This is a genomic window from Tenacibaculum geojense, assembly GCF_042676005.1.
Classification (GTDB): Bacteria; Bacteroidota; Bacteroidia; order Flavobacteriales; family Flavobacteriaceae; genus Polaribacter; species Polaribacter geojense.
The window spans coordinates 66,707-86,079 of the sequence record NZ_JBHTJR010000045.1; the positions used below are offsets into that span (position 1 = coordinate 66,707).

27 protein-coding genes are annotated in these 19,373 nt (G+C 34.2%); 3 read left to right on the top strand and 24 right to left on the bottom strand.

Annotation, left to right across the window (positions count from 1 at the left end; translation table 11 throughout):
* Positions 1 to 8 precede the first annotated feature (8 nt).
* The 24 genes from rplO to rpsL form a co-directional block, all read right to left on the bottom strand.
* On the bottom strand, positions 9 to 461 hold the full coding sequence (gene rplO, locus ACFQ1U_RS07780) for a 50S ribosomal protein L15 (RefSeq protein WP_386107025.1): 453 nt from the start codon (positions 459 to 461) through the stop codon (positions 9 to 11).
* Positions 462 to 472: 11 nt separating this feature from the next.
* Positions 473 to 655, bottom strand: coding sequence for a 50S ribosomal protein L30 (gene rpmD / locus ACFQ1U_RS07785; protein ID WP_386107027.1), 183 nt, complete (start codon positions 653 to 655; stop codon positions 473 to 475).
* Positions 656 to 666: 11 nt separating this feature from the next.
* Positions 667 to 1,191 (bottom strand): 30S ribosomal protein S5, encoded by a 525-nt coding sequence (gene rpsE, locus ACFQ1U_RS07790; RefSeq protein ID WP_386107525.1) that lies wholly within the window; start codon positions 1,189 to 1,191, stop codon positions 667 to 669.
* 8 nt (positions 1,192 to 1,199) lie between these two features.
* Positions 1,200 to 1,550 carry a 50S ribosomal protein L18 gene (rplR, locus tag ACFQ1U_RS07795; RefSeq protein WP_386107029.1) on the bottom strand — a complete coding sequence of 117 codons (351 nt, stop codon included), beginning with the start codon at positions 1,548 to 1,550 and terminating at the stop codon, positions 1,200 to 1,202.
* Positions 1,551 to 1,564: 14 nt separating this feature from the next.
* Entirely contained in the window at positions 1,565 to 2,110 is a 546-nt protein-coding gene (gene rplF, locus ACFQ1U_RS07800; protein ID WP_386107031.1) for a 50S ribosomal protein L6, read from the bottom strand.
* Between the two features lie 19 nt (positions 2,111 to 2,129).
* Entirely contained in the window at positions 2,130 to 2,528 is a 399-nt protein-coding gene (rpsH, locus tag ACFQ1U_RS07805) for a 30S ribosomal protein S8 (RefSeq protein ID WP_386107033.1), read from the bottom strand.
* Positions 2,529 to 2,872: 344 nt separating this feature from the next.
* On the bottom strand, positions 2,873 to 3,142 hold the full coding sequence (gene rpsN / locus ACFQ1U_RS07810) for a 30S ribosomal protein S14 (RefSeq protein ID WP_068363324.1): 270 nt from the start codon (positions 3,140 to 3,142) through the stop codon (positions 2,873 to 2,875).
* Between the two features lie 4 nt (positions 3,143 to 3,146).
* Positions 3,147 to 3,698, bottom strand: coding sequence for a 50S ribosomal protein L5 (gene rplE / locus ACFQ1U_RS07815; protein ID WP_386107036.1), 552 nt, complete (start codon positions 3,696 to 3,698; stop codon positions 3,147 to 3,149).
* A 2-nt stretch (positions 3,699 to 3,700) separates the two neighbouring features.
* Entirely contained in the window at positions 3,701 to 4,009 is a 309-nt protein-coding gene (gene rplX, locus ACFQ1U_RS07820; protein ID WP_386107038.1) for a 50S ribosomal protein L24, read from the bottom strand.
* A gap of 14 nt (positions 4,010 to 4,023) precedes the next feature.
* Positions 4,024 to 4,392: a 50S ribosomal protein L14 gene (gene rplN, locus ACFQ1U_RS07825; RefSeq protein ID WP_386107040.1), complete on the bottom strand. Its 369-nt coding sequence runs from the start codon at positions 4,390 to 4,392 to the stop codon at positions 4,024 to 4,026.
* Position 4,393: 1 nt separating this feature from the next.
* Positions 4,394 to 4,651 carry a 30S ribosomal protein S17 gene (gene rpsQ / locus ACFQ1U_RS07830; protein ID WP_075342609.1) on the bottom strand — a complete coding sequence of 86 codons (258 nt, stop codon included), beginning with the start codon at positions 4,649 to 4,651 and terminating at the stop codon, positions 4,394 to 4,396.
* Between the two features lie 18 nt (positions 4,652 to 4,669).
* Complete coding sequence (gene rpmC / locus ACFQ1U_RS07835) at positions 4,670 to 4,861, bottom strand: 50S ribosomal protein L29 (protein WP_386107042.1); 192 nt, start codon at positions 4,859 to 4,861, stop codon at positions 4,670 to 4,672.
* Between the two features lie 11 nt (positions 4,862 to 4,872).
* Positions 4,873 to 5,304 (bottom strand): 50S ribosomal protein L16, encoded by a 432-nt coding sequence (rplP, locus tag ACFQ1U_RS07840; RefSeq protein ID WP_386107044.1) that lies wholly within the window; start codon positions 5,302 to 5,304, stop codon positions 4,873 to 4,875.
* Positions 5,305 to 5,324: 20 nt separating this feature from the next.
* Positions 5,325 to 6,038 carry a 30S ribosomal protein S3 gene (gene rpsC / locus ACFQ1U_RS07845; RefSeq protein ID WP_386107045.1) on the bottom strand — a complete coding sequence of 238 codons (714 nt, stop codon included), beginning with the start codon at positions 6,036 to 6,038 and terminating at the stop codon, positions 5,325 to 5,327.
* 11 nt (positions 6,039 to 6,049) lie between these two features.
* The gene (gene rplV / locus ACFQ1U_RS07850) at positions 6,050 to 6,454 is read right to left on the bottom strand and encodes a 50S ribosomal protein L22 (RefSeq protein WP_386107047.1); all 405 of its coding nucleotides are present in this window, start codon (positions 6,452 to 6,454) and stop codon (positions 6,050 to 6,052) included.
* A gap of 7 nt (positions 6,455 to 6,461) precedes the next feature.
* Positions 6,462 to 6,740, bottom strand: coding sequence for a 30S ribosomal protein S19 (gene rpsS, locus ACFQ1U_RS07855; RefSeq protein ID WP_386107049.1), 279 nt, complete (start codon positions 6,738 to 6,740; stop codon positions 6,462 to 6,464).
* A 6-nt stretch (positions 6,741 to 6,746) separates the two neighbouring features.
* Positions 6,747 to 7,571 carry a 50S ribosomal protein L2 gene (gene rplB, locus ACFQ1U_RS07860; RefSeq protein WP_386107051.1) on the bottom strand — a complete coding sequence of 275 codons (825 nt, stop codon included), beginning with the start codon at positions 7,569 to 7,571 and terminating at the stop codon, positions 6,747 to 6,749.
* 15 nt (positions 7,572 to 7,586) lie between these two features.
* On the bottom strand, positions 7,587 to 7,874 hold the full coding sequence (gene rplW, locus ACFQ1U_RS07865; protein ID WP_386107053.1) for a 50S ribosomal protein L23: 288 nt from the start codon (positions 7,872 to 7,874) through the stop codon (positions 7,587 to 7,589).
* Positions 7,875 to 7,882: 8 nt separating this feature from the next.
* Positions 7,883 to 8,512: a 50S ribosomal protein L4 gene (gene rplD / locus ACFQ1U_RS07870; RefSeq protein ID WP_386107055.1), complete on the bottom strand. Its 630-nt coding sequence runs from the start codon at positions 8,510 to 8,512 to the stop codon at positions 7,883 to 7,885.
* Entirely contained in the window at positions 8,512 to 9,129 is a 618-nt protein-coding gene (gene rplC, locus ACFQ1U_RS07875; protein ID WP_386107057.1) for a 50S ribosomal protein L3, read from the bottom strand. Before rplC ends, rplD begins: the two co-directional genes overlap by 1 nt.
* Positions 9,130 to 9,435: 306 nt before the next feature.
* Complete coding sequence (gene rpsJ, locus ACFQ1U_RS07880; protein WP_075342599.1) at positions 9,436 to 9,741, bottom strand: 30S ribosomal protein S10; 306 nt, start codon at positions 9,739 to 9,741, stop codon at positions 9,436 to 9,438.
* Between the two features lie 4 nt (positions 9,742 to 9,745).
* Complete coding sequence (fusA, locus tag ACFQ1U_RS07885) at positions 9,746 to 11,863, bottom strand: elongation factor G (protein ID WP_386107059.1); 2,118 nt, start codon at positions 11,861 to 11,863, stop codon at positions 9,746 to 9,748.
* Between the two features lie 5 nt (positions 11,864 to 11,868).
* Positions 11,869 to 12,345 (bottom strand): 30S ribosomal protein S7, encoded by a 477-nt coding sequence (gene rpsG / locus ACFQ1U_RS07890; protein WP_320417894.1) that lies wholly within the window; start codon positions 12,343 to 12,345, stop codon positions 11,869 to 11,871.
* Positions 12,346 to 12,375: 30 nt separating this feature from the next.
* Positions 12,376 to 12,756, bottom strand: a complete 381-nt coding sequence (gene rpsL, locus ACFQ1U_RS07895) for a 30S ribosomal protein S12 (protein WP_105004300.1) — start codon at positions 12,754 to 12,756, stop codon at positions 12,376 to 12,378.
* Between the two features lie 177 nt (positions 12,757 to 12,933).
* Between rpsL and ACFQ1U_RS07900 the strand changes: the two genes are divergently transcribed.
* The 3 genes from ACFQ1U_RS07900 (at position 12,934) to ACFQ1U_RS07910 (ending at position 19,290) form a co-directional block, all read left to right on the top strand.
* The gene (locus ACFQ1U_RS07900; protein ID WP_386107061.1) at positions 12,934 to 14,529 is read left to right on the top strand and encodes a hypothetical protein; all 1,596 of its coding nucleotides are present in this window, start codon (positions 12,934 to 12,936) and stop codon (positions 14,527 to 14,529) included.
* A gap of 89 nt (positions 14,530 to 14,618) precedes the next feature.
* Complete coding sequence (locus ACFQ1U_RS07905) at positions 14,619 to 17,789, top strand: SusC/RagA family TonB-linked outer membrane protein (RefSeq protein WP_386107063.1); 3,171 nt, start codon at positions 14,619 to 14,621, stop codon at positions 17,787 to 17,789.
* Positions 17,790 to 17,805: 16 nt separating this feature from the next.
* A complete protein-coding gene (locus ACFQ1U_RS07910) occupies positions 17,806 to 19,290 on the top strand; it encodes a SusD/RagB family nutrient-binding outer membrane lipoprotein (RefSeq protein WP_386107065.1) in 1,485 nt (494 codons plus the stop codon).
* Positions 19,291 to 19,373 lie beyond the last annotated feature (83 nt).

The window sequence follows — 19,373 nt, forward strand, 5'->3', positions numbered from 1 at the left end:
TACAATTCTTATAGTGAAACTGCTTCACCTCCTGCTGCTTCGATAGCCGCTTTTGCTGTTGCAGTAAATTTATGTACAGTAATGTTTAATTTAGCTTTTAACTCTCCACGTCCTAAGATTTTTACTAAATCATTTTTACGTGCTAGTCTGTTTTCTACTAAAACATCCATGTTTACTGTATCAGTAATTCTTCCGTTGTCTACTAATTCTTGTAATTTATCTAAGTTAACACCAACATATTCTTTACGATTAATGTTAGTAAATCCGAACTTAGGCACACGTCTTTGAAGAGGCATTTGACCACCTTCAAATCCAATTTTACGAGAATATCCTGAACGAGATTTTGCTCCTTTATGTCCTCTACCAGCAGTTGTAGCTTTACCAGAACCTTCTCCACGTCCTACACGCTTTCCTTTGTTCTTGTTTGACCCAGCAGCTGGTTTTAAGTTATGTAAACTCATCTTGTTAAATCTTATTTAATTTCTTCTACAGAAACTAAGTGTTGAACTTTATTTACCATACCCAAAATTGTAGGAGTAGCATCATGCTCTACAGTTTGGTTCATTTTGCGTAAACCTAACGCCTCTAAGGTTAACTTTTGTTTTTTAAGGCGACCGATTTGGCTTTTTACTTGTGTAACTCTAATTTTACTCATCGTCTTAAAATTTATCCGTTAAATACTTTCTCTAAAGAAATTCCTCTTTGCTTAGCGATAGTTTCTGCACTACGTAATTGTAATAATGCATCAAAAGTTGCTTTTACAACATTGTGAGGGTTTGATGATCCTTGAGACTTTGATAATACGTCATGTACTCCTACAGACTCTAATACCGCACGTACAGCACCACCAGCAATAACTCCGGTACCGTGAGAAGCAGGCTTAATAAAAACCTTTGCTCCACCAAATTTACCTTTTTGTTCGTGTGGTAATGTTCCGTCTAATAAAGGAATACGAACTAAATTCTTCTTAGCTTCTTCAACTGCTTTAGCAATTGCAGAAGATACATCTTTAGACTTTCCTAAACCGTGACCTACAACACCTTTACCGTCACCTACTACAACAATAGCAGAAAAACCAAAAGCTCTACCTCCTTTAGTTACTTTGGTAACACGTTGTACACCAACTAATTTATCTACAAGCTCTAATCCGCTTGGTTTTACTCTTTCTACGTTTTTATATCCTAACATAATATAATTTCTTAAAATTTTAAACCAGCTTCTCTTGCAGCGTCTGCTAATGCTTTTACTCTACCGTGGTATAAGTAACCATTTCTATCAAAAGCAACAGTTTCTACTCCTGCTTTAGTAGCTTTCTCAGCAATAGCTTTTCCTACTGCTTGAGCAGCTTCTGCTTTAGAACCAGATGTAATTTCTTTATCTCTTGATGAAGCAGATGCTATTGTAACACCCTCTACATCATTAATTAATTGAGCATAGATTTCTTTGTTACTTCTGAAAACAGATAATCTTGGTTTTTCAGCTGTACCAGTAACTATTTTTCTAATTCTATACTTTATACGTTGTCTTCTTTCAAGCTTTGATAATGCCATAACACTATAAATTATTATGCAGATTTACCTGCTTTTCTTCTAATTACTTCACCTACGAACTTAATACCTTTTCCTTTGTAAGGCTCTGGCTTACGGAAAGAACGAATTTTAGCAGCTACTTGTCCTACTAACTGCTTATCGTGAGAAGTTAATTTTACGATTGGGTTTTTACCTTTCTCAGATACTGTTTCAACCTTAACCTCAGGTGCTAATTCTAATACTATGTTATGAGAAAAACCTAAAGCTAAATCTAATTTTTGCCCTTGGTTTGAAGCTCTGTAACCTACACCTACCAACTCTAACTCTTTAGTGTAACCTTGACTTACACCTTCAACCATGTTATTAATCAAAGCACGATATAAACCGTGAGCTGCTTTGTGTTCTTTACTATCAGATGGTCTTTCTATAACTAATGTACCATCTTCTTGTTTTAAAGTAATATCAAAAGATAACTCTTGTGTTAACTCTCCTAACTTACCTTTTACTGTAACCACGTTGTCGTTTACTTTTACTTCAACACCTTGTGGTAATGCGATTGGATTTTTTCCTATTCTACTCATTGTACAAAATGTTTAAATACTAGTAAACGTAACATAATACTTCTCCTCCAACATTCTCTTGACGTGCTTTCTTGTTAGTCATCACACCCTTAGAAGTAGAGATAATTGCAATTCCAAGTCCGTTTAATACTCTAGGCATTTCTTTAGCACCTACGTATTTACGTAAACCTGGTGTAGAGATTCTTTGAATCTTTCTGATAACCGATTCTTTTGTTTCACGGTCATACTTTAAAGCTATCTTGATAGATCCTTGAACAGAATCATCGTTAAATTGATAACTTAAAATGTAACCTTGATCAAACAAAATTTTCGTCATTTCCTTCTTCAATTTTGAAGCAGGAACTTCCACTACTCTATGTCCCGCAGCGATTGCGTTACGTACTCGAGTAAGAAAATCCGCGATTGGATCTGTATACATAAAAAATTAATTTGCGGTTTTGGTTTTTAGTAATTTCTATTGTTCCTACGGATATATAGCCGTAATCACTAAACCTGAAACCAGTTAATATTCGTTTATTTTCTGCTTCACACTGATAAACAACACTTTAAGACACCTATCAAAATTAACTTCTGAACATTAGGTTATAAAAAGGCATAATTTACCCTGTGAAAACAGTGTGCAAATATACACAAACTTTTTGAAAATCAAAGTGTTTTATAAATTAAGCTTTTACACATTGTAAAAGAGTAGAAAAATCAGTAAAAAACAAAAAAGGTATGTATTTAATACATACCTTTTTAATATTTAGAAAAAGTAAACTGTTACCAGCTTGCTTTTTTAACTCCTGGAATTAATCCTTGGTTAGCCATCTCACGGAATGTTACACGAGAAATTCCGAATTGACGCATATAACCTTTTGGACGTCCAGTTAACTTACAACGATTGTGCATTCTAACTGGAGAAGCGTTTTTAGGTAACTTTTGTAATGCTTCATAATCTCCAGCTTCTTTTAAAGCCTTTCTTTTTTCAGCATACTTAGCAACCGTTTTTGCTCTTTTACGCTCACGCGCTTTCATTGATTCTTTAGCCATCTTATTATTTCTTTTTAAATGGTAAACCTAATTCTGTTAATAAAGACTTCGCTTCTTTATCAGTTTGTGCAGATGTTACAAAAGTAATATCCATACCACTAATTTTTTTCACTTGGTCAATATTAATTTCTGGGTAGATGATTTGTTCAGTAATACCTAAGTTGTAATTACCTCTACCATCAAAACCATTCGCTTTGATACCGTCAAAATCTCTTACACGTGGTAAAGAAGCAGTAATTAATCTATCTAAGAATTCAAACATAACATCACCACGTAAAGTAACTTTTGCCCCAATTGGCATACCTTTACGTAATTTAAAGTTTGCAACGTCTTTTTTAGATATTGTTGGTACTGCTTTTTGACCTGTAATAGTTGTTAACTCGTCAATAGCGTAGTCAATTAATTTTTTATCGGCAATAGCAGCTCCAACACCTTTACTTACAACTATCTTTTGTAATTTAGGTACTTGCATAACGTTGCTATAGCCAAACTCATCAGTAAGAGCTTTAATAACTCTGCTCTTATATTCTGCTTTTAATCTTGGTACGTAACTCATGATTATATGGCTTTATCTGATTTTTTTGAAAATCTTACTTTCTTATCACCTTCCATTTTATAACCAACTCTTACTGCTTCACCATTTTCTACTAAAGCTACGTTTGATATATGTAAAGGTGCTTCTTTCTTTACGATTCCTCCTTGTGGATTAGTTGCAGATGGCTTAGTGTGCTTAGACACCATATTAACACCTTCTACTACTACTCTATCTTGGTCTTTTAGAATACGTAAAACTTTACCTTCAGATCCTTTGTGATCTCCTGCTATTACTTTAACAGTATCACCTGATTTAATTTTAAACTTCTTCATCTTATTATTCGATTTTAAAGCACTTCAGGTGCTAATGATACTATTTTCATGAATTGTTTTTCACGTAGCTCACGAGCAACAGGACCGAATACACGTGTACCTCTCATTTCACCCGCTGGGTTTAATAATACGCACGCATTATCATCAAATCTGATGTAAGACCCATCTTTACGTCTTACTTCTTTCTTTGTACGAACAACTACTGCTCTAGAAACTTGTCCTTTCTTTACAGATCCGTTAGGAGTTGAAGATTTAACTGTTACAACAATCTTATCTCCAACGCTAGCATAACGTTTTTTTGTTCCTCCTAAAACTCTAATCACTAAAACTTCTTTTGCTCCAGTGTTATCAGCTACTTTTAATCTTGATTCTGTTTGTAACATATTATTTCGCTCTTTCTAGGATTTCTACTAATCTCCAACGCTTAGATTTACTTAATGGACGTGTTTCCATTATTTTAACTGTATCTCCAATGTTGCAATCATTATTCTCGTCATGAGCAACGTACTTTTTCGTCTTTAATACGAACTTACCGTACATTGGGTGTTTTACTCTTTTTACCTCAGAAACAACTATAGATTTCTCCATTTTGTTACTAGATACAACACCTATTCTTTCTTTTCTAAGATTTCTTTTTTCCATCTTTAAAACTGACTAGAATTATTGTAATTCTCTTTTTGTTAATTCTGTTGCAATTCTTGCAACAGCTCTTCTTAAGCTTCGTAACTCTAATGGATTCTCCAATGGAGTTATGGCGTGTGCCATCTTAAGATCAGTATAATTTTTCTTCAACGCTCCTAGCTTGTCTTGTAAGTCAGCTGTTGATAATTCTTTAATTTCTGATTGTTTCATATCTAATAGAATTAAGCGTTATAATCAAAGTCTCTTGCGATCACAAACTTCGTTTTTACAGGAAGTTTTTGAGCTGCTAAACGTAAAGCTTCTTTTGCAACTTCCATTGGTACACCACCAACTTCAAACAAAATTCTACCTGGTTTAACAACAGCTACGAAATGATCTGGGGCACCTTTACCCTTACCCATACGTACCTCTAAAGGCTTTTTAGTGATAGGCTTGTCTGGAAAAATTTTAATCCATAACTGCCCTTCTCTTTTCATATAACGAGTTGCCGCAATACGAGCTGCTTCAATTTGACGTGACGTAAGTAAATTTTGGTCTAATGATTTTATACCGAACATCCCGTTAGAAAGTTGGTGGCCTCTACCAGAGTTACCACTCATATTCCCTTTCCCTTTCTGAACTCTACGGAATTTTACTCTTTTTGGCTGTAACATCTTTAATTTTTTTTTAAAAATTATTTTCTTCTGCGAGGTTGACGCTTACCACCTTTACCTGAGTTACCTTTTTGCTTAGATAAACCAACTAATGGAGATAATTCACGTTTTCCATAAACCTCACCTTTCATTATCCATACTTTCACACCGATTCTTCCGTATGTAGTATGTGCCTCAACAAGTGCGTAATCGATATCAGCTCTGAAAGTAGATAGAGGAATTCTTCCTTCTTTATAGTGCTCAGAACGTGCCATCTCAGCTCCGTTTAAACGACCAGAAAGTTGTACTTTAATACCTTCTGCGTTCATACGCATTGCTGCTGCAATAGCCATCTTTGTAGCTCTCTTGTAAGAAATTCTATTTTCAATTTGACGTGCAATACTAGCTGCAACTAATTGTGCGTCTAATTCTGGACGTTTAATTTCGAAAATATTAATTTGAACTTCTTTACCTGTAATCTTTTTAAGCTCTTCTTTTAACTTGTCTACCTCTTGACCTCCTTTACCAATGATGATACCTGGACGTGCAGTAGTGATAGTAACGGTTACAAGTTTTAAAGTACGCTCTATAATGATTCGAGATACGCTTGCTTTAGATAATCTAGCTTTAATATACTTTCTTATCTTATCATCTTCAGCAATTTTATCGCCGTAGTCATTTCCACCGTACCAGTTAGATTCCCATCCTCTGATGATTCCTAAACGATTTCCTATTGGATTTGTTTTTTGTCCCATTTCTACTTTGATTAATTACTGTTATTTTTAGTTCCTAACTCTAAAGTAACGTGATTAGAACGCTTACGAATTCTGTGTGCACGACCTTGTGGAGCTGGTCTTAATCTCTTTAACATTCCTGCGCTATCTACGTAAATAGATTTCACAAATAATCCAGCATCCTCAATACTTGCATCTTCATTTTTAGCTTGCCAGTTAGCAATAGCTGATAATAATAACTTTTCTAAGTTACGAGATGCTTCTTTTGGACTGAATTTTAAGATTTGTAAAGCTTTTTCAACCTCTACTCCTCTAACTAAATCTGCTACCAAGCGCATTTTTCTTGGTGATGTAGGACAGTTAGTAAGCTTTGCAAAAGCACGAGACTTTTTAGCTTCTTTTAACTGTAATGCCATATTTTTTTTACGAACTCCCATTTCCTACTTATTTTTTTCCTTTATTTTTTGCACCAGCGTGTCCACGGAATGAACGTGTTGGTGAAAATTCGCCTAATTTATGACCTACCATGTTTTCTGTAACGTAAACTGGTACAAACTGACGTCCGTTGTGAACTGCAATTGTTTGTCCAACAAAATCAGGAGTAATCATACTTGCTCTTGACCAAGTTTTGATAACAGATTTGCTACCTGACTCTACGTTAGCTAACACTTTTCTTTCTAATTTATAGTGAACGTACGGTCCTTTTTTTAATGATCTTGCCATGGTTTATTATTTCTTTCTACGTTCTATAATATACTTGTTACTAGCCTTAGTCTTAGATCTAGTCTTATAACCTTTAGCAGGTATACCGTTCTTAGATCTTGGATGTCCTCCAGAAGAACGTCCTTCACCACCTCCCATTGGGTGATCAACTGGGTTCTTTCTAACTGCGTTAGTTCTTGGTCTTCTACCTAACCATCTAGATCTACCAGCTTTACCAGAAACTAATAATTGGTGATCTGAGTTAGATACAACTCCGATAGTAGCTAAACAAGTTAATAAGATTAATCTTGTTTCACCAGAAGGTAACTTAACAGTTGCATATTTACCATCTCTTGCCATTAATTGAGCAAAAGAACCTGCAGAACGAGCCATAACAGCACCTTGACCAGGACGTAATTCGATACAAGAAATAGTTGTTCCTAAAGGAATATCACTTAAGAACATAGCATTACCAACATCTGGTGTAGCTTCTTTTCCTGAAACGATAGTTTGACCTACTTTTAATCCGTTTTGTGCAATTACATAACGCTTTTCTCCATCAGCATATTGAACTAAAGCGATAAACGCTGTACGGTTTGGATCGTACTCAATAGTTAATACTGTAGCAGGATCGTTAAATCTATTTCTTTTGAAATCGATAATACGATATCTTCTCTTATGACCTCCACCTCTGTTTGGTGTAGTCATACGACCCTGATTGTTTCGACCTCCAGATCTCTTTTTCGGTGCCAACAATGACTTTTCCGGCTTATCAGTAGTAATGGTGTCGAACCCATTTACAACTCTAAAACGCTGACCTGGTGTTATTGGTTTTAATTTTCTAACTGACATTTGTCTTAATTATTCTTATAGATTGTTATAAAAATCAATTTCTCCTTCTGCTAACTGAACCACAGCTTTTTTATAACCACTAGTTAAACCAGATACTAAACCTTTTTTAGTATATTTAGTTTTACGTAATGCTGGGTGGTTTAAAGTTCTAACAGTTGAAACAGTTACTCCGTAAGCTTGTTCTACTGCGTCTTTAATTTGAATTTTGTTAGCATCTTTTCTTACAACAAACGTATAACGATTAAATTTTTCGGTATCGTTAGTTGCTTTTTCTGTAATAATAGGCTTAATTAAAATACTCATTTCGTGTCCTATTTACTTAAGTTAGATTGAATTCCTTCTATAGTGCTCTCAGCTATAACTACTTTTTTAGCGTTTAAAACGGTATAAGTATTAATTCCTGATGCATCTACTACTTTAGAATTTTGTAAGTTACGTGAAGAAATATACACGTTTTTATTAGATTCATTCACCACAAATAATGATTTAGACGAATCTAATCCTAAAGCTTTTAATACATTAACAAACTCTTTAGTTTTTGGAGCTTCAAAATTGAAATCTTCAATAACTACTAAGTTGTTATCTTTTGCTTGTAAACTTAAAGCAGACTTACGTGCTAAACGCTTTAAATTTTTATTTAACTTGAAAGAATAGTTTCTTGGTCTTGGACCGAAGATACGTCCTCCACCTCTAAAAACTGGAGACTTGATACTACCTGCACGCGCTGTACCAGTACCTTTTTGTTTTTTTATCTTTCTTGTACTTCCAGCGATCTCAGCTCTTTCTTTAGCTTTGTGAGTTCCCTGTCTTTGATTAGCCAAATACTGCTTAACATCTAAATAGATTGCATGATCGTTTGGCTCTATACCGAATACTTCGTTAGAAAGTTCAACTTTTCTACCAGTATCTTTTCCTGTGATATCTAATACTGCTACTTTCATTATTTCTCGATAGTTACGTAAGTGTTTTTGTGACCTGGAATAGCACCTTTTACTACTAAAAGATTCTTTTCTGGAACCACTTTTAAAACTCTTAAATTTTGAACTTTAACTTTCTCTCCACCCATACGACCTGCCATTCGCATTCCTTTAAATACTCTTGCAGGGTATGAAGCTGCACCAATAGATCCTGGCGCTCTTAAACGGTTATGCTGACCGTGTGTTGCTTGACCAACTCCACCGAAACCGTGTCTTTTCACAACACCTTGAAATCCTTTACCTTTAGAAACCCCAGAAACATCTACGAATTCTCCTTCAGCAAATAATTCAACAGTTACAGAGTCTCCTAATTTGTAATCTCCATCAAAACCTTGAAATTCAACAACTCTCTTTTTGGCAGTTGTGCCAGCTTTTGCAAAGTGACCATCTAATGCTTTATTAGAACTCTTTGCTTTTTTGTCATCGAAACCAAGTTGTAAAGCGTTATAGCCATCCACCTCTTCGGTTCTGACTTGGGTAACAACGCAAGGACCTGCTTCGATTACAGTACAAGGAATATTTTTCCCGTTCTCATCGAATAAGCTGGTCATTCCTACTTTTCTTCCTATTAACCCAGACATATTTGTTTGATTTATGACGATAGATCTACTATTTTATGATCCAGCGCGTCAATTAATAATAATTGTTTGAAACAAAAGTTTCATTTTAAACGACACACCCTTTTTGTTAAACTAAAAAAAGAGCGTAAAACACTTTAGCTCTTTAAATGTGTTTTACCGTTTTTCCTTCGCGTAACCCTCCGGACATGTCTACTGAACTCAATTTCAGTATAAAAAAATACACACTGAACAAGAATTCGGTGTGCAAAAGTATAAAAAACTTTCGGTTTAACAAAATTAAACCGAAAGTTATTGATTTTAATCTACTTATACCTTGATTTCAACTTCAACTCCACTTGGCAATTCAAGTTTCATTAAAGCATCAATAGTTTTAGAAGATGAACTATAGATATCTAATAAACGCTTGTAAGCAGATAATTGAAATTGCTCTCTAGATTTTTTGTTTACGTGTGGTGAACGTAATACAGTGAAAATCTTTTTATGTGTTGGTAATGGAATTGGTCCGTTAACTACCGCTCCAGTACTTTTAACTGTCTTAACGATTTTCTCAGCAGATTTGTCTACTAAATTATAATCGTAAGATTTTAACTTTATTCTAATTTTTTGACTCATTTTTTTAACCTTTTGCGTTAGCTATTACTTCCTCTGAAATATTACTTGGAGTTTCTGCGTAGTGAGAGAATTCCATAGTAGAAGTTGCTCTACCAGAAGATAATGTACGTAATGCAGTTACATAACCAAACATTTCTGATAATGGAACGATAGCTTTTACAACTTTTGCTCCGTTACGATCACTCATGTCATTAACTTGACCACGTCTTCTGTTTAAGTCACCAACAATATCACCCATGTTTTCTTCAGGAGTTAACACTTCTAATTTCATCATAGGCTCCATGATTACAGCTCTTGCAGCTTTTGCAGCAGCTTTGTAACCTAATTTAGCAGCTAATTCGAAAGATAACTGATCAGAATCTACAGGGTGGAAAGAACCATCCTTTAAAGTAATCTTCATAGAATCCATTTCGTAACCTGCTAATGGTCCGTTTTTCATTGCTTCTTTGAAACCTTTCTCTACAGAAGGAACAAATTCTTTTGGTACGTTACCACCTTTAATGATAGACTCGAATTGTAATCCTGTTGTACCTTCATCTGCAGGCTCCATTGTAAATACAATATCAGCAAATTTACCGCGTCCACCAGATTGTTTTTTATAAACCTCTCTGTGATCTGCTACAGCAGTTAACGCTTCTTTGTACTCAACTTGTGGTTGTCCTTGATTTACTTCAACTTTAAACTCACGCTTTAAACGGTCAACAATAATATCTAAGTGTAACTCACCCATTCCTGATATTACAGTTTGTCCTGAAGCTTCATCAGTTTTAACAGTAAATGTTGGATCTTCTTCTGCTAATTTAGCTAAGGCAATACCTAACTTATCAACATCAGCTTTAGTTTTTGGCTCAACAGCAATACCGATTACTGGGTCTGGGAAGTCCATTGATTCTAAAATGATAGGATTCTTCTCATCAGACATAGTATCACCAGTCTTAATATCTTTAAATCCTACAGCAGCACCAATATCTCCAGCTTCAATAAAATCGATAGCATTTTGCTTGTTAGAGTGCATTTGGTAGATACGAGAAATACGCTCTTTTTTACCTGAACGGTTATTTAAGATGTAAGAACCTGCATCTAAACGACCAGAATATGCACGGAAGAATGCTAAACGACCAACGAAAGGATCTGTAGCAATCTTGAATGCTAAAGCAGCAAATGGCTCTTTAGCGTCTGGTTTACGAGAAATCTCTTCACCAGTATTTGGATCTGTACCTACAATCGCATCTTTATCTAATGGAGAAGGTAAATAACGACATACAGCATCTAATAAGAACTGAACCCCTTTATTTTTAAATGCAGAACCACAAACCATAGGAATGATAGACATATCCATTACAGCAGCACGCAAAGCAGCGTGAATTTCATCTTCTGTAATAGAGTCTTCATCCTCCATATATTTTTCTAATAAGTTCTCGTCATAAGCAGCAACCTCTTCGATTAACTTACCACGTAACTCTCTAGCTTCTTCTTTTAAATCTTCAGGAATATCGATAACATCGAATGTAGAACCTTGAGTTTCATCATGCCAAACAATAGCACGGTTTTTAACTAAGTCAACAATTCCTTTAAAGTCAGCCTCATCACCAATATTTAAAACGATTGGCACTGCGTTAGAACCTAACATATCTTTCACCTGCTGACAAACTGCTAAGAAGTTTGACCCTTGACGGTCCATCTTGTTAACAAACCCCATACGAGGCACTTTATAGTTGTCAGCTAAACGCCAGTTAGTTTCTGATTGTGGCTCAACACCATCAACTGCAGAGAATAAGAATACTAACCCATCTAAAACACGTAAAGAACGGTTTACCTCTACGGTAAAATCAACGTGACCTGGAGTATCAATAATATTAAAGTGATATCCTTTAGCATCAGCAGTTGGCTTTCCATTCTCAGTTGGGAAATTCCAAGTACAAGTTGTAGCAGCAGAAGTAATTGTAATACCTCTTTCTTGCTCTTGCTCCATCCAGTCCATTGTAGCAGCACCATCATGTACTTCTCCAATTTTATGAGATACTCCTGTATAATAAAGAATACGCTCTGTAGTTGTAGTCTTACCAGCATCAATATGCGCAGCAATACCAATATTTCTTGTGTATTTTAAATCTCTACCCATTTTTATTAAAATCTAAAGTGTGAGAATGCTTTGTTTGCCTCAGCCATTTTGTGAGTATCTACTCTTTTCTTAACAGCAGCACCTTCTTCTTTAGCAGCAGCTAAAATTTCAGCAGCTAAACGTTGTGCCATTGTTTTTTCGTTACGCTTACGCGCATAGCTAATCATCCATTTAATAGCCATAGATACTTTACGGTCTGGACGAATTTGCATTGGAATCTGGAATGTAGCACCTCCTACACGACGAGAACGAACCTCTACATGTGGCATTACATTAGATAAACCATCTTTCCATATTTCTAAAGCTGACTTTTCCTCGTCAGTTTTCTTTTGATCTACGATATCAATTGCATCATAGAATACTTTAAACGCTACAGATTTTTTACCATCCCACATTAAGTTATTCACAAAACGTGTAACTAATTGATCGTTAAATCTTGGGTCCGGTAACAAAACTCTTTTTTTAGCTCTTCTTTTTCTCATGTCTCTACATTAAAAAAGTTACTTAATAAACTACTTTTTGTCTTTTGGGCGTTTTGCTCCGTACTTAGATCTACGTTGAGTTCTTCCCTCAACACCTGCAGTATCTAATGCACCACGAACAATGTGGTATTTAACACCTGGTAAATCTTTTACCCTTCCACCTCTAACTAATACTATCGAGTGCTCTTGTAAGTTGTGTCCTTCACCTGGGATGTACGCGTTAATTTCATTACCATTTGTTAATCTAACACGAGCAACTTTACGCATTGCTGAGTTAGGTTTTTTTGGTGTTGTAGTATAAACACGTGTACAAACTCCACGTCTTTGAGGACATGACGTTAAAGCAGCCGATTTACTCTTCTTAGTTATTTTGGTTCTTCCTTTACGAACTAATTGTTGAATAGTTGGCATACTAAATTAATTACTATTTTTCGTTTGTATTAAAATTTTACTCTTATTTTAAGAGTGTGCAAATGTACGATTAATATCCAATTAATCAAATATCAGTAAGTTATTTTTTTATTAAGACGCTTTTTTAACCGTACAATTAATCAAAAAATATATTTTTGATAATCTAAAATTAATCTTTTGAGACACCATTTTTTAATATTGTTTTTTTTTAACTGCTCTCTACTACTCTTAAACACCTCAGTAGCTGCTCAGAATATAAACAACATCAAAATAATCACAAATAACAAACACCATCAAAAAACACTTGACAAAATCTCTTCAAGTATACGAGAGAATAACGATAGCCTTAATATCTCATTACATAAAAACCTAACAAAATATGGTTTTTTAAACTACAAAATAGACAGTCTGCAAAAAAGAGATTCTTCTACATATGTATACATAACAACTAAAAACAAAATCAACTTTATTAAAATTTACATAGAAGATGAACTAAATATATATTACAATCGAATTAAAATTATAAAACCTGAAAGACTAGAAGAATTTCTAAATAGCCTAAATAAGAAACTCGAAAACCAAGGATATTCTTTTTCATCTACAAAACTTACAAACCAAACAATCAAAGAAGACACACTAACATCAGATTTAGTAATCAATTACAACAAAAAAAGGTTTATAGACAGAATTATAGTTAAAGGTTATGAAAAATTCCCAAACAAATACATTAAAAATTTAATCAAGAGAAAAAAAATATATTCAACTAAAAATACGCAGAATATTTCAAATTATCTAAAGAAGATTAAATTTATATCTGAAATCAAACCATCTGAAACACTTTTCTCAAAAGACTCTACCTTACTTTATCTCTATCTACAGAAAAAAAAGGCAAATTCTTTTGATGGTATTATGAATTTCAATTCCGATAATGGCAAAATTATTTTCACAGGAAACATAGACCTAGAATTAAACAATACCTTAAATGGAGGCGAACAATTTAATCTAAACTGGAAAGCGAATGGTAACGAGAGACAAAACCTAAACATTAAACTTGAAAACCCTTATATCTTAAACAGTAATTACTCTCTAACGTTAGACTTCTCATTATATAAACAGGATAGCAGTTTTATAAACACAAATTTTAACAGTTCTATACTAAGAGAAATCAACAACAAAATAAGTCTTGGAATAGCGTATCAATCTCAAACATCCTCAACAAATTACAACACAGACCAAATAACTGGTTTTAATAGTCATTTTATAGGCTTAATTGCGGATTTCTATATGTACTACAATAACACTACAGATAAAAAATTAGGCTTATCTTTTAAAGCACTTTTTGGTTCAAGAAAAATCGACTCAGAAAATACTAGACAAATAAAACTCGATTTAATTACAGATTATTTATTTAAATTAAATCACAAACATCATTTATACTTCAAAAATGAAACTGGCATCTTGCTATCAAACAGTTATTTAAACAATGAACTTTACAGAATTGGCGGTATAAACTCTATAAGAGGTTTTTTAGAAGAAAGCATTTTTACTTCAAAATACTCTTATCTCAATACTGAGTACAGAATTAACTTAAACAGAAATACAATTACACTCCTAACAGATATTGGACTTACAAATCGAACTTATCTCAGTGGCGGAATTGGATACTCTTTAAACGCAAGAAACTACACTACAAGCATATACATCACTAAACCTCTCATAACAAACAAAAACAACAACGCTATAATAGGCATTAGTGTGAAAAATATTTTTTGATGTCAATTAGCATTTATTTAACTATTTAATTGGTTATTTAATAAATATTTATGATTTTAGCTGTCAAATAATTCAAATAAATTACAATAATGAAGACAAAGTTTAACGGGATTTTAACGCTACTACTAGCGTTTGTCGTGCATATATCCTTTGCACAAGACAGAACAATTTCAGGAACTGTTTCTGACGAAACTGGGCCTCTTCCTGGAGTAAGTGTCCTTAAAAAAGGAACTTCTCAGGGAACAGAAACTGATTTTGATGGTAAATTTTCCATCCAAGCAAAAACTGGAGACATTTTAGTTTTTAGTTTTGTTGGAATGCAAACAAAAGAAGTAGCTGTTTCAAGCTCTAATAATCTTTCAGTTACTCTAGAGAGCGGTAACGTATTAGATGAAGTGGTTGTTACAGCATTAGGTATCAAAAGAGAGAAAAAATCATTAGGTTTTGCTCAACAAACAGTAAAGGCAGAACAATTAACACAAACCAGAGAAGTTGATATTAACAATTCAATTGCTGGTAGAGTAGCCGGTGTACAAATTCTAGGAGCTCCAAGTTCTGGTTTTGGGAATGCTTTAGTAAGATTAAGAGGTGAACAAGATTTACTTTACGTTGTTGATGGTGTTAAAGTTGACAATGCAGCTGACATTAACACTGATGATATTGAAGACTTAAGTGTTCTTAAAGGTAGTGCTGCTACTGCTTTATACGGGCCTATTGGTAAAAACGGGGTTGTTGTTATTACATCTAAAAGAGGAAAATTAGGAAAATCTTCTGTAGTTTTAGATCAATCTTTACAAGTTTCAAATGTATATATCTTACCTAACTATCAAAACGAATATGGTGGAGGTTATACTCAACAATTTAGCACATTAAATGGTCAAAATATTCCTAATTATGCAGCTGATGAATCATGGGGACCTAGATTAGATGGTACTTTGGTTAGACATTGGGATAGCTGGATTCCAGGTTCTGCAGAATTTGGTGAATTAAGACCATGGTCAGCTAATCCAGATAACATTCAAAATTTCTTCAATACTGGTGTTACCAATAACACTACCCTTTCATTCACGAAAGGAGGCGAGGGTTACAACTTAAAAACAGTACTTAGAAATGTTGATATCGAAGGAGTTATGCCTAACTCAGAGAGACAACTTAAGCAAGTTAGTGTTAGTGCTAGTTATGATATTAATGATAAACTTGAAGTTTACACAAATGTTAATTATCAAAATAGAACTACAGTAAACGATCCTAACGGAGGATATGGTGGTGTAGCTTCTAACTTTAATCAATGGTGGCAAAGACAAGTAGACATTGACAGACTTAGAAGAAATGACTTCCAAAATGGTCAATGGTACACTTGGAACATGAGAAGCACAAATAATACTGCGCCTCTATATTGGGACTCTCCGTTCTTTGAAACTGAAAACAATACTAAAAATCAAATCAAAGATGCTACATTTGGAAACTTTGGTTTAAATTATGAAGTTAACAATGATCTTAATTTAAATGTTGAATTAAGAAGAACTGTAAACACTTACAGAAGTGATGCTAGAGTTGGTTTTGGTGGATTAAATCAAACGTCATACACAGAACAAGAAAATACAATATCATCATTTGAATTCTTTACTGCTGCGACTTACCAAAAAGATCTTAGTGAAGACCTTGATCTTTCTGCTACTGCAGGTATAGAGTTAAGACAAGATAAACAAAGACGTATAACTGCATCTACTGTAGGAGGATTAACTATACCTGGAGTATTTACAATTGCATCTTCTAAAGATAGACCTGAATATACAGCTTATAATTCTCAAGCAAAAAACAATGGTTTATTCGCAACATTATCTTTAGGTTATAAAGACATGCTATATCTTGATGGGTCTATCAGAGGTGACTGGAACTCTAACGCAAACCCTGATATGAATAGAATCATTACTTATGGAGGGTCTGGTAGTTTCTTATTTAGTAAATTGATAGATAACAGAGACGTATTATCATTTGGTAAATTAAGAGTTGGTTATGCACAAGCTCCAAGTTTAGTAGCATTTGGTAGTACTACACAAACATATCAGTTAGGTACAAACTATAATGGTACTGTACCTTTTTACAATAATTCAAACCAAGCAAACCCTTTAATAGAAGGTGGTGTAAGAACTGAATTTGAAGTTGGTACAGAATTACAATTTTTAAACAACAGATTAGGTGTTGATTTCACATATTTCAACAGAAAAGATCAAGACACTCCAATCACAGTTCCTTTATCTCCTGCTTCTGGTTTCTTCGGATCAAGAATTAACTCAGGAAAGTCAACATCTACAGGTATAGAACTTGCCTTAAATGCTACTCCAATCAAAAACGATAATTTTGAATGGAACTTAGGAGTAAACTTCGCTACTTTAAAAAGAGTAACGAATGATCTTTACACAGATCCTGAAACTGGTGAAGAAATAGAGAATCAGATTTTAGACACTACTTGGAGAGGTTTAACTATTCAATCTAGAAAAGGTGAAGAATGGGGTGCTATCTACGGTAGAAAAATTTCAAGAGATGAAAATAACAACATGTTATTAGATGATCAAGGAAGAATTGTTTTTGAAGAAAACCAATACTTAGGTAATCTATTACCTGACTTTACTGGTGGTTTTAATAACACTATCAAATACAAAAACTTCACTTTAAACGCTCAGTTTGACTTTCAAAAAGGAGGTAAATTCTTCTCAGTATCACAAATGTTTGGTCATTACTCAGGTTTATTAGATACAACTGTTGGTAACAATGCAGCAGGTAATCCTGTAAGAAATGATATTAGTGGTGTTAATGTTCCTGCTCCTACTTCAGCAGATCCTAATGCTGTTAACCTTAATGTAATTTATGGAGAAACAGCTAACGCAAATACTGGTGGTGTATTTATTGACGGAGTAGATTCTAACTCTGGACAACCTGCCTCATATTATGTTGAAGCTCAAACATACTGGAATAGACTTTTTGCTTTACATGAAAGATGGATTTATGATGCAACTTATGTTAAATTACGTCAATTATCTTTAGGGTATGATTTACCTGCATCTATGTTTGAAAACACTTTTGTTGAAAGTATCTCTTTAAATGCATTTGCAAATAATTTATGGCTTATTTATTCTAGTGTAGATGGAATTGATCCTTCTGAAATAGAGAACACATCTGCTAACGGTTTACGTTGGGAAGAAGGTGGTCAGTTACCAAGTAGTAGAACTTTTGGTTTAAATGTTAAAGTTAAATTTTAATTTAAAAATTAAAAAAATGAAAAAAATAAAAAGCTTGATAGCAGCAGCTACCTTTACTTTGTTACTTATTGGTTGTGAAAGCTATGATTTTGGTGACACAGGAGTTGACACAAACAACCCTGCTACACCATTAAGCGCCTCTCTCTTAACTGGGGCTCAATCAAAAATAGTTGGAACAGTTAGCTTAAGCGGAACTGCAACTCCATCATTATATGTACAGCACTTATCTCAAACACAATATACTGAGGAGTCTAGATACCAAACCATTAACTTTAACTGGAATGTTACTGGTAGCGGAACCGGTGTAGATGGAACTGTTAATATTTACAATAAAGTTTTCCCTAATTTATTGCAAATAATTGAGTTAAATACTAATGCTGATACTCGAGAAGCAGCAGCAGCATACGGTTCTAATAATAACCAAATAGCTGTAGCTAAAATTCTTTGGGCATATTATTTCCAATGGGCTACAGATAGATGGGGTATGTTACCTTACAGTGAAGCATTTGGAGGTGTAGCATCATCTAAATCAAAATATGACTCTCAAGAATTTATCTACACGGATTTATTTGATAAAATAGATGAAGCATTAGCTCAAATGGATAGCGGAGCAGGCCCTCAAGGAGATATTTTATTTGGTGGAGATATGGCTTCTTGGAGAAAATTTGCCAATACATTAAAAATGAATATGGCTATTAGACTTTCGAAAGTTTATCCTAGTTCTAGTGGTTTAGCTGCAACAAAATTTAATGAGGCTATGAATGGAGCAATTGCTTCAACTTCTGAAAACATAATGTTCCCTTCAATTTCAAATGATGCTTACGACAACCCGTATCAGGATGATTATGTTGATGCTGGTAGAACTGATGAATGTTTGAGTGACGTTTTGGTTGATAGACTTCAAGACCTTAACGATCCAAGATTACCAATGTTTGCTGAACCAGCTCAATCTACAGGCACTTATGTAGGACTTAGATATGGTTGGGCTGATGCTGGTACCATTCCTAATGCAGATGTTTCATTTATGAATGATGATTTAATTCTTAATGGAGAGAGAGATTTACCTATGTATACTTATGCTCAAATCTCTTTTAGTAAAGCAGAAGCTGCATTATTAGGATGGATTTCAGGTAGCGCTCAAATGTACTATGAAGAAGGAGTACGTTCTTCTTTAGAACAATGGGGTGTTGATGCAGCTGATATTGATGCATATATGTTAGAAAGTGACGTAATCTATAACCCAGCGAATGCTCTAAGTCAAATAGCAGAACAGAAATGGATTGCATTGTTTTACCAACCTTATGAAGCTTGGGCAGAATGGAGAAAGTTAGACTACCCTATGCTAACTCCTGCTGTAGATGCATTAAATGGTAACTCAATTCCTGTTAGACATGCATATCCTGTAGCAGAACAAAATCAAAATAAAGCAAATTATGATGAAGCTATTTCCGCTCAGGGTGAAGATGGATTATTCACTAAACTTTGGTGGGATGTAGACTAAAGGAAATAATCATAAAATATTATGAAAATTATTAACGCCTTGCTATCGCAAGGCGTTTTTTTATGTTAAAAATATTGGTTATT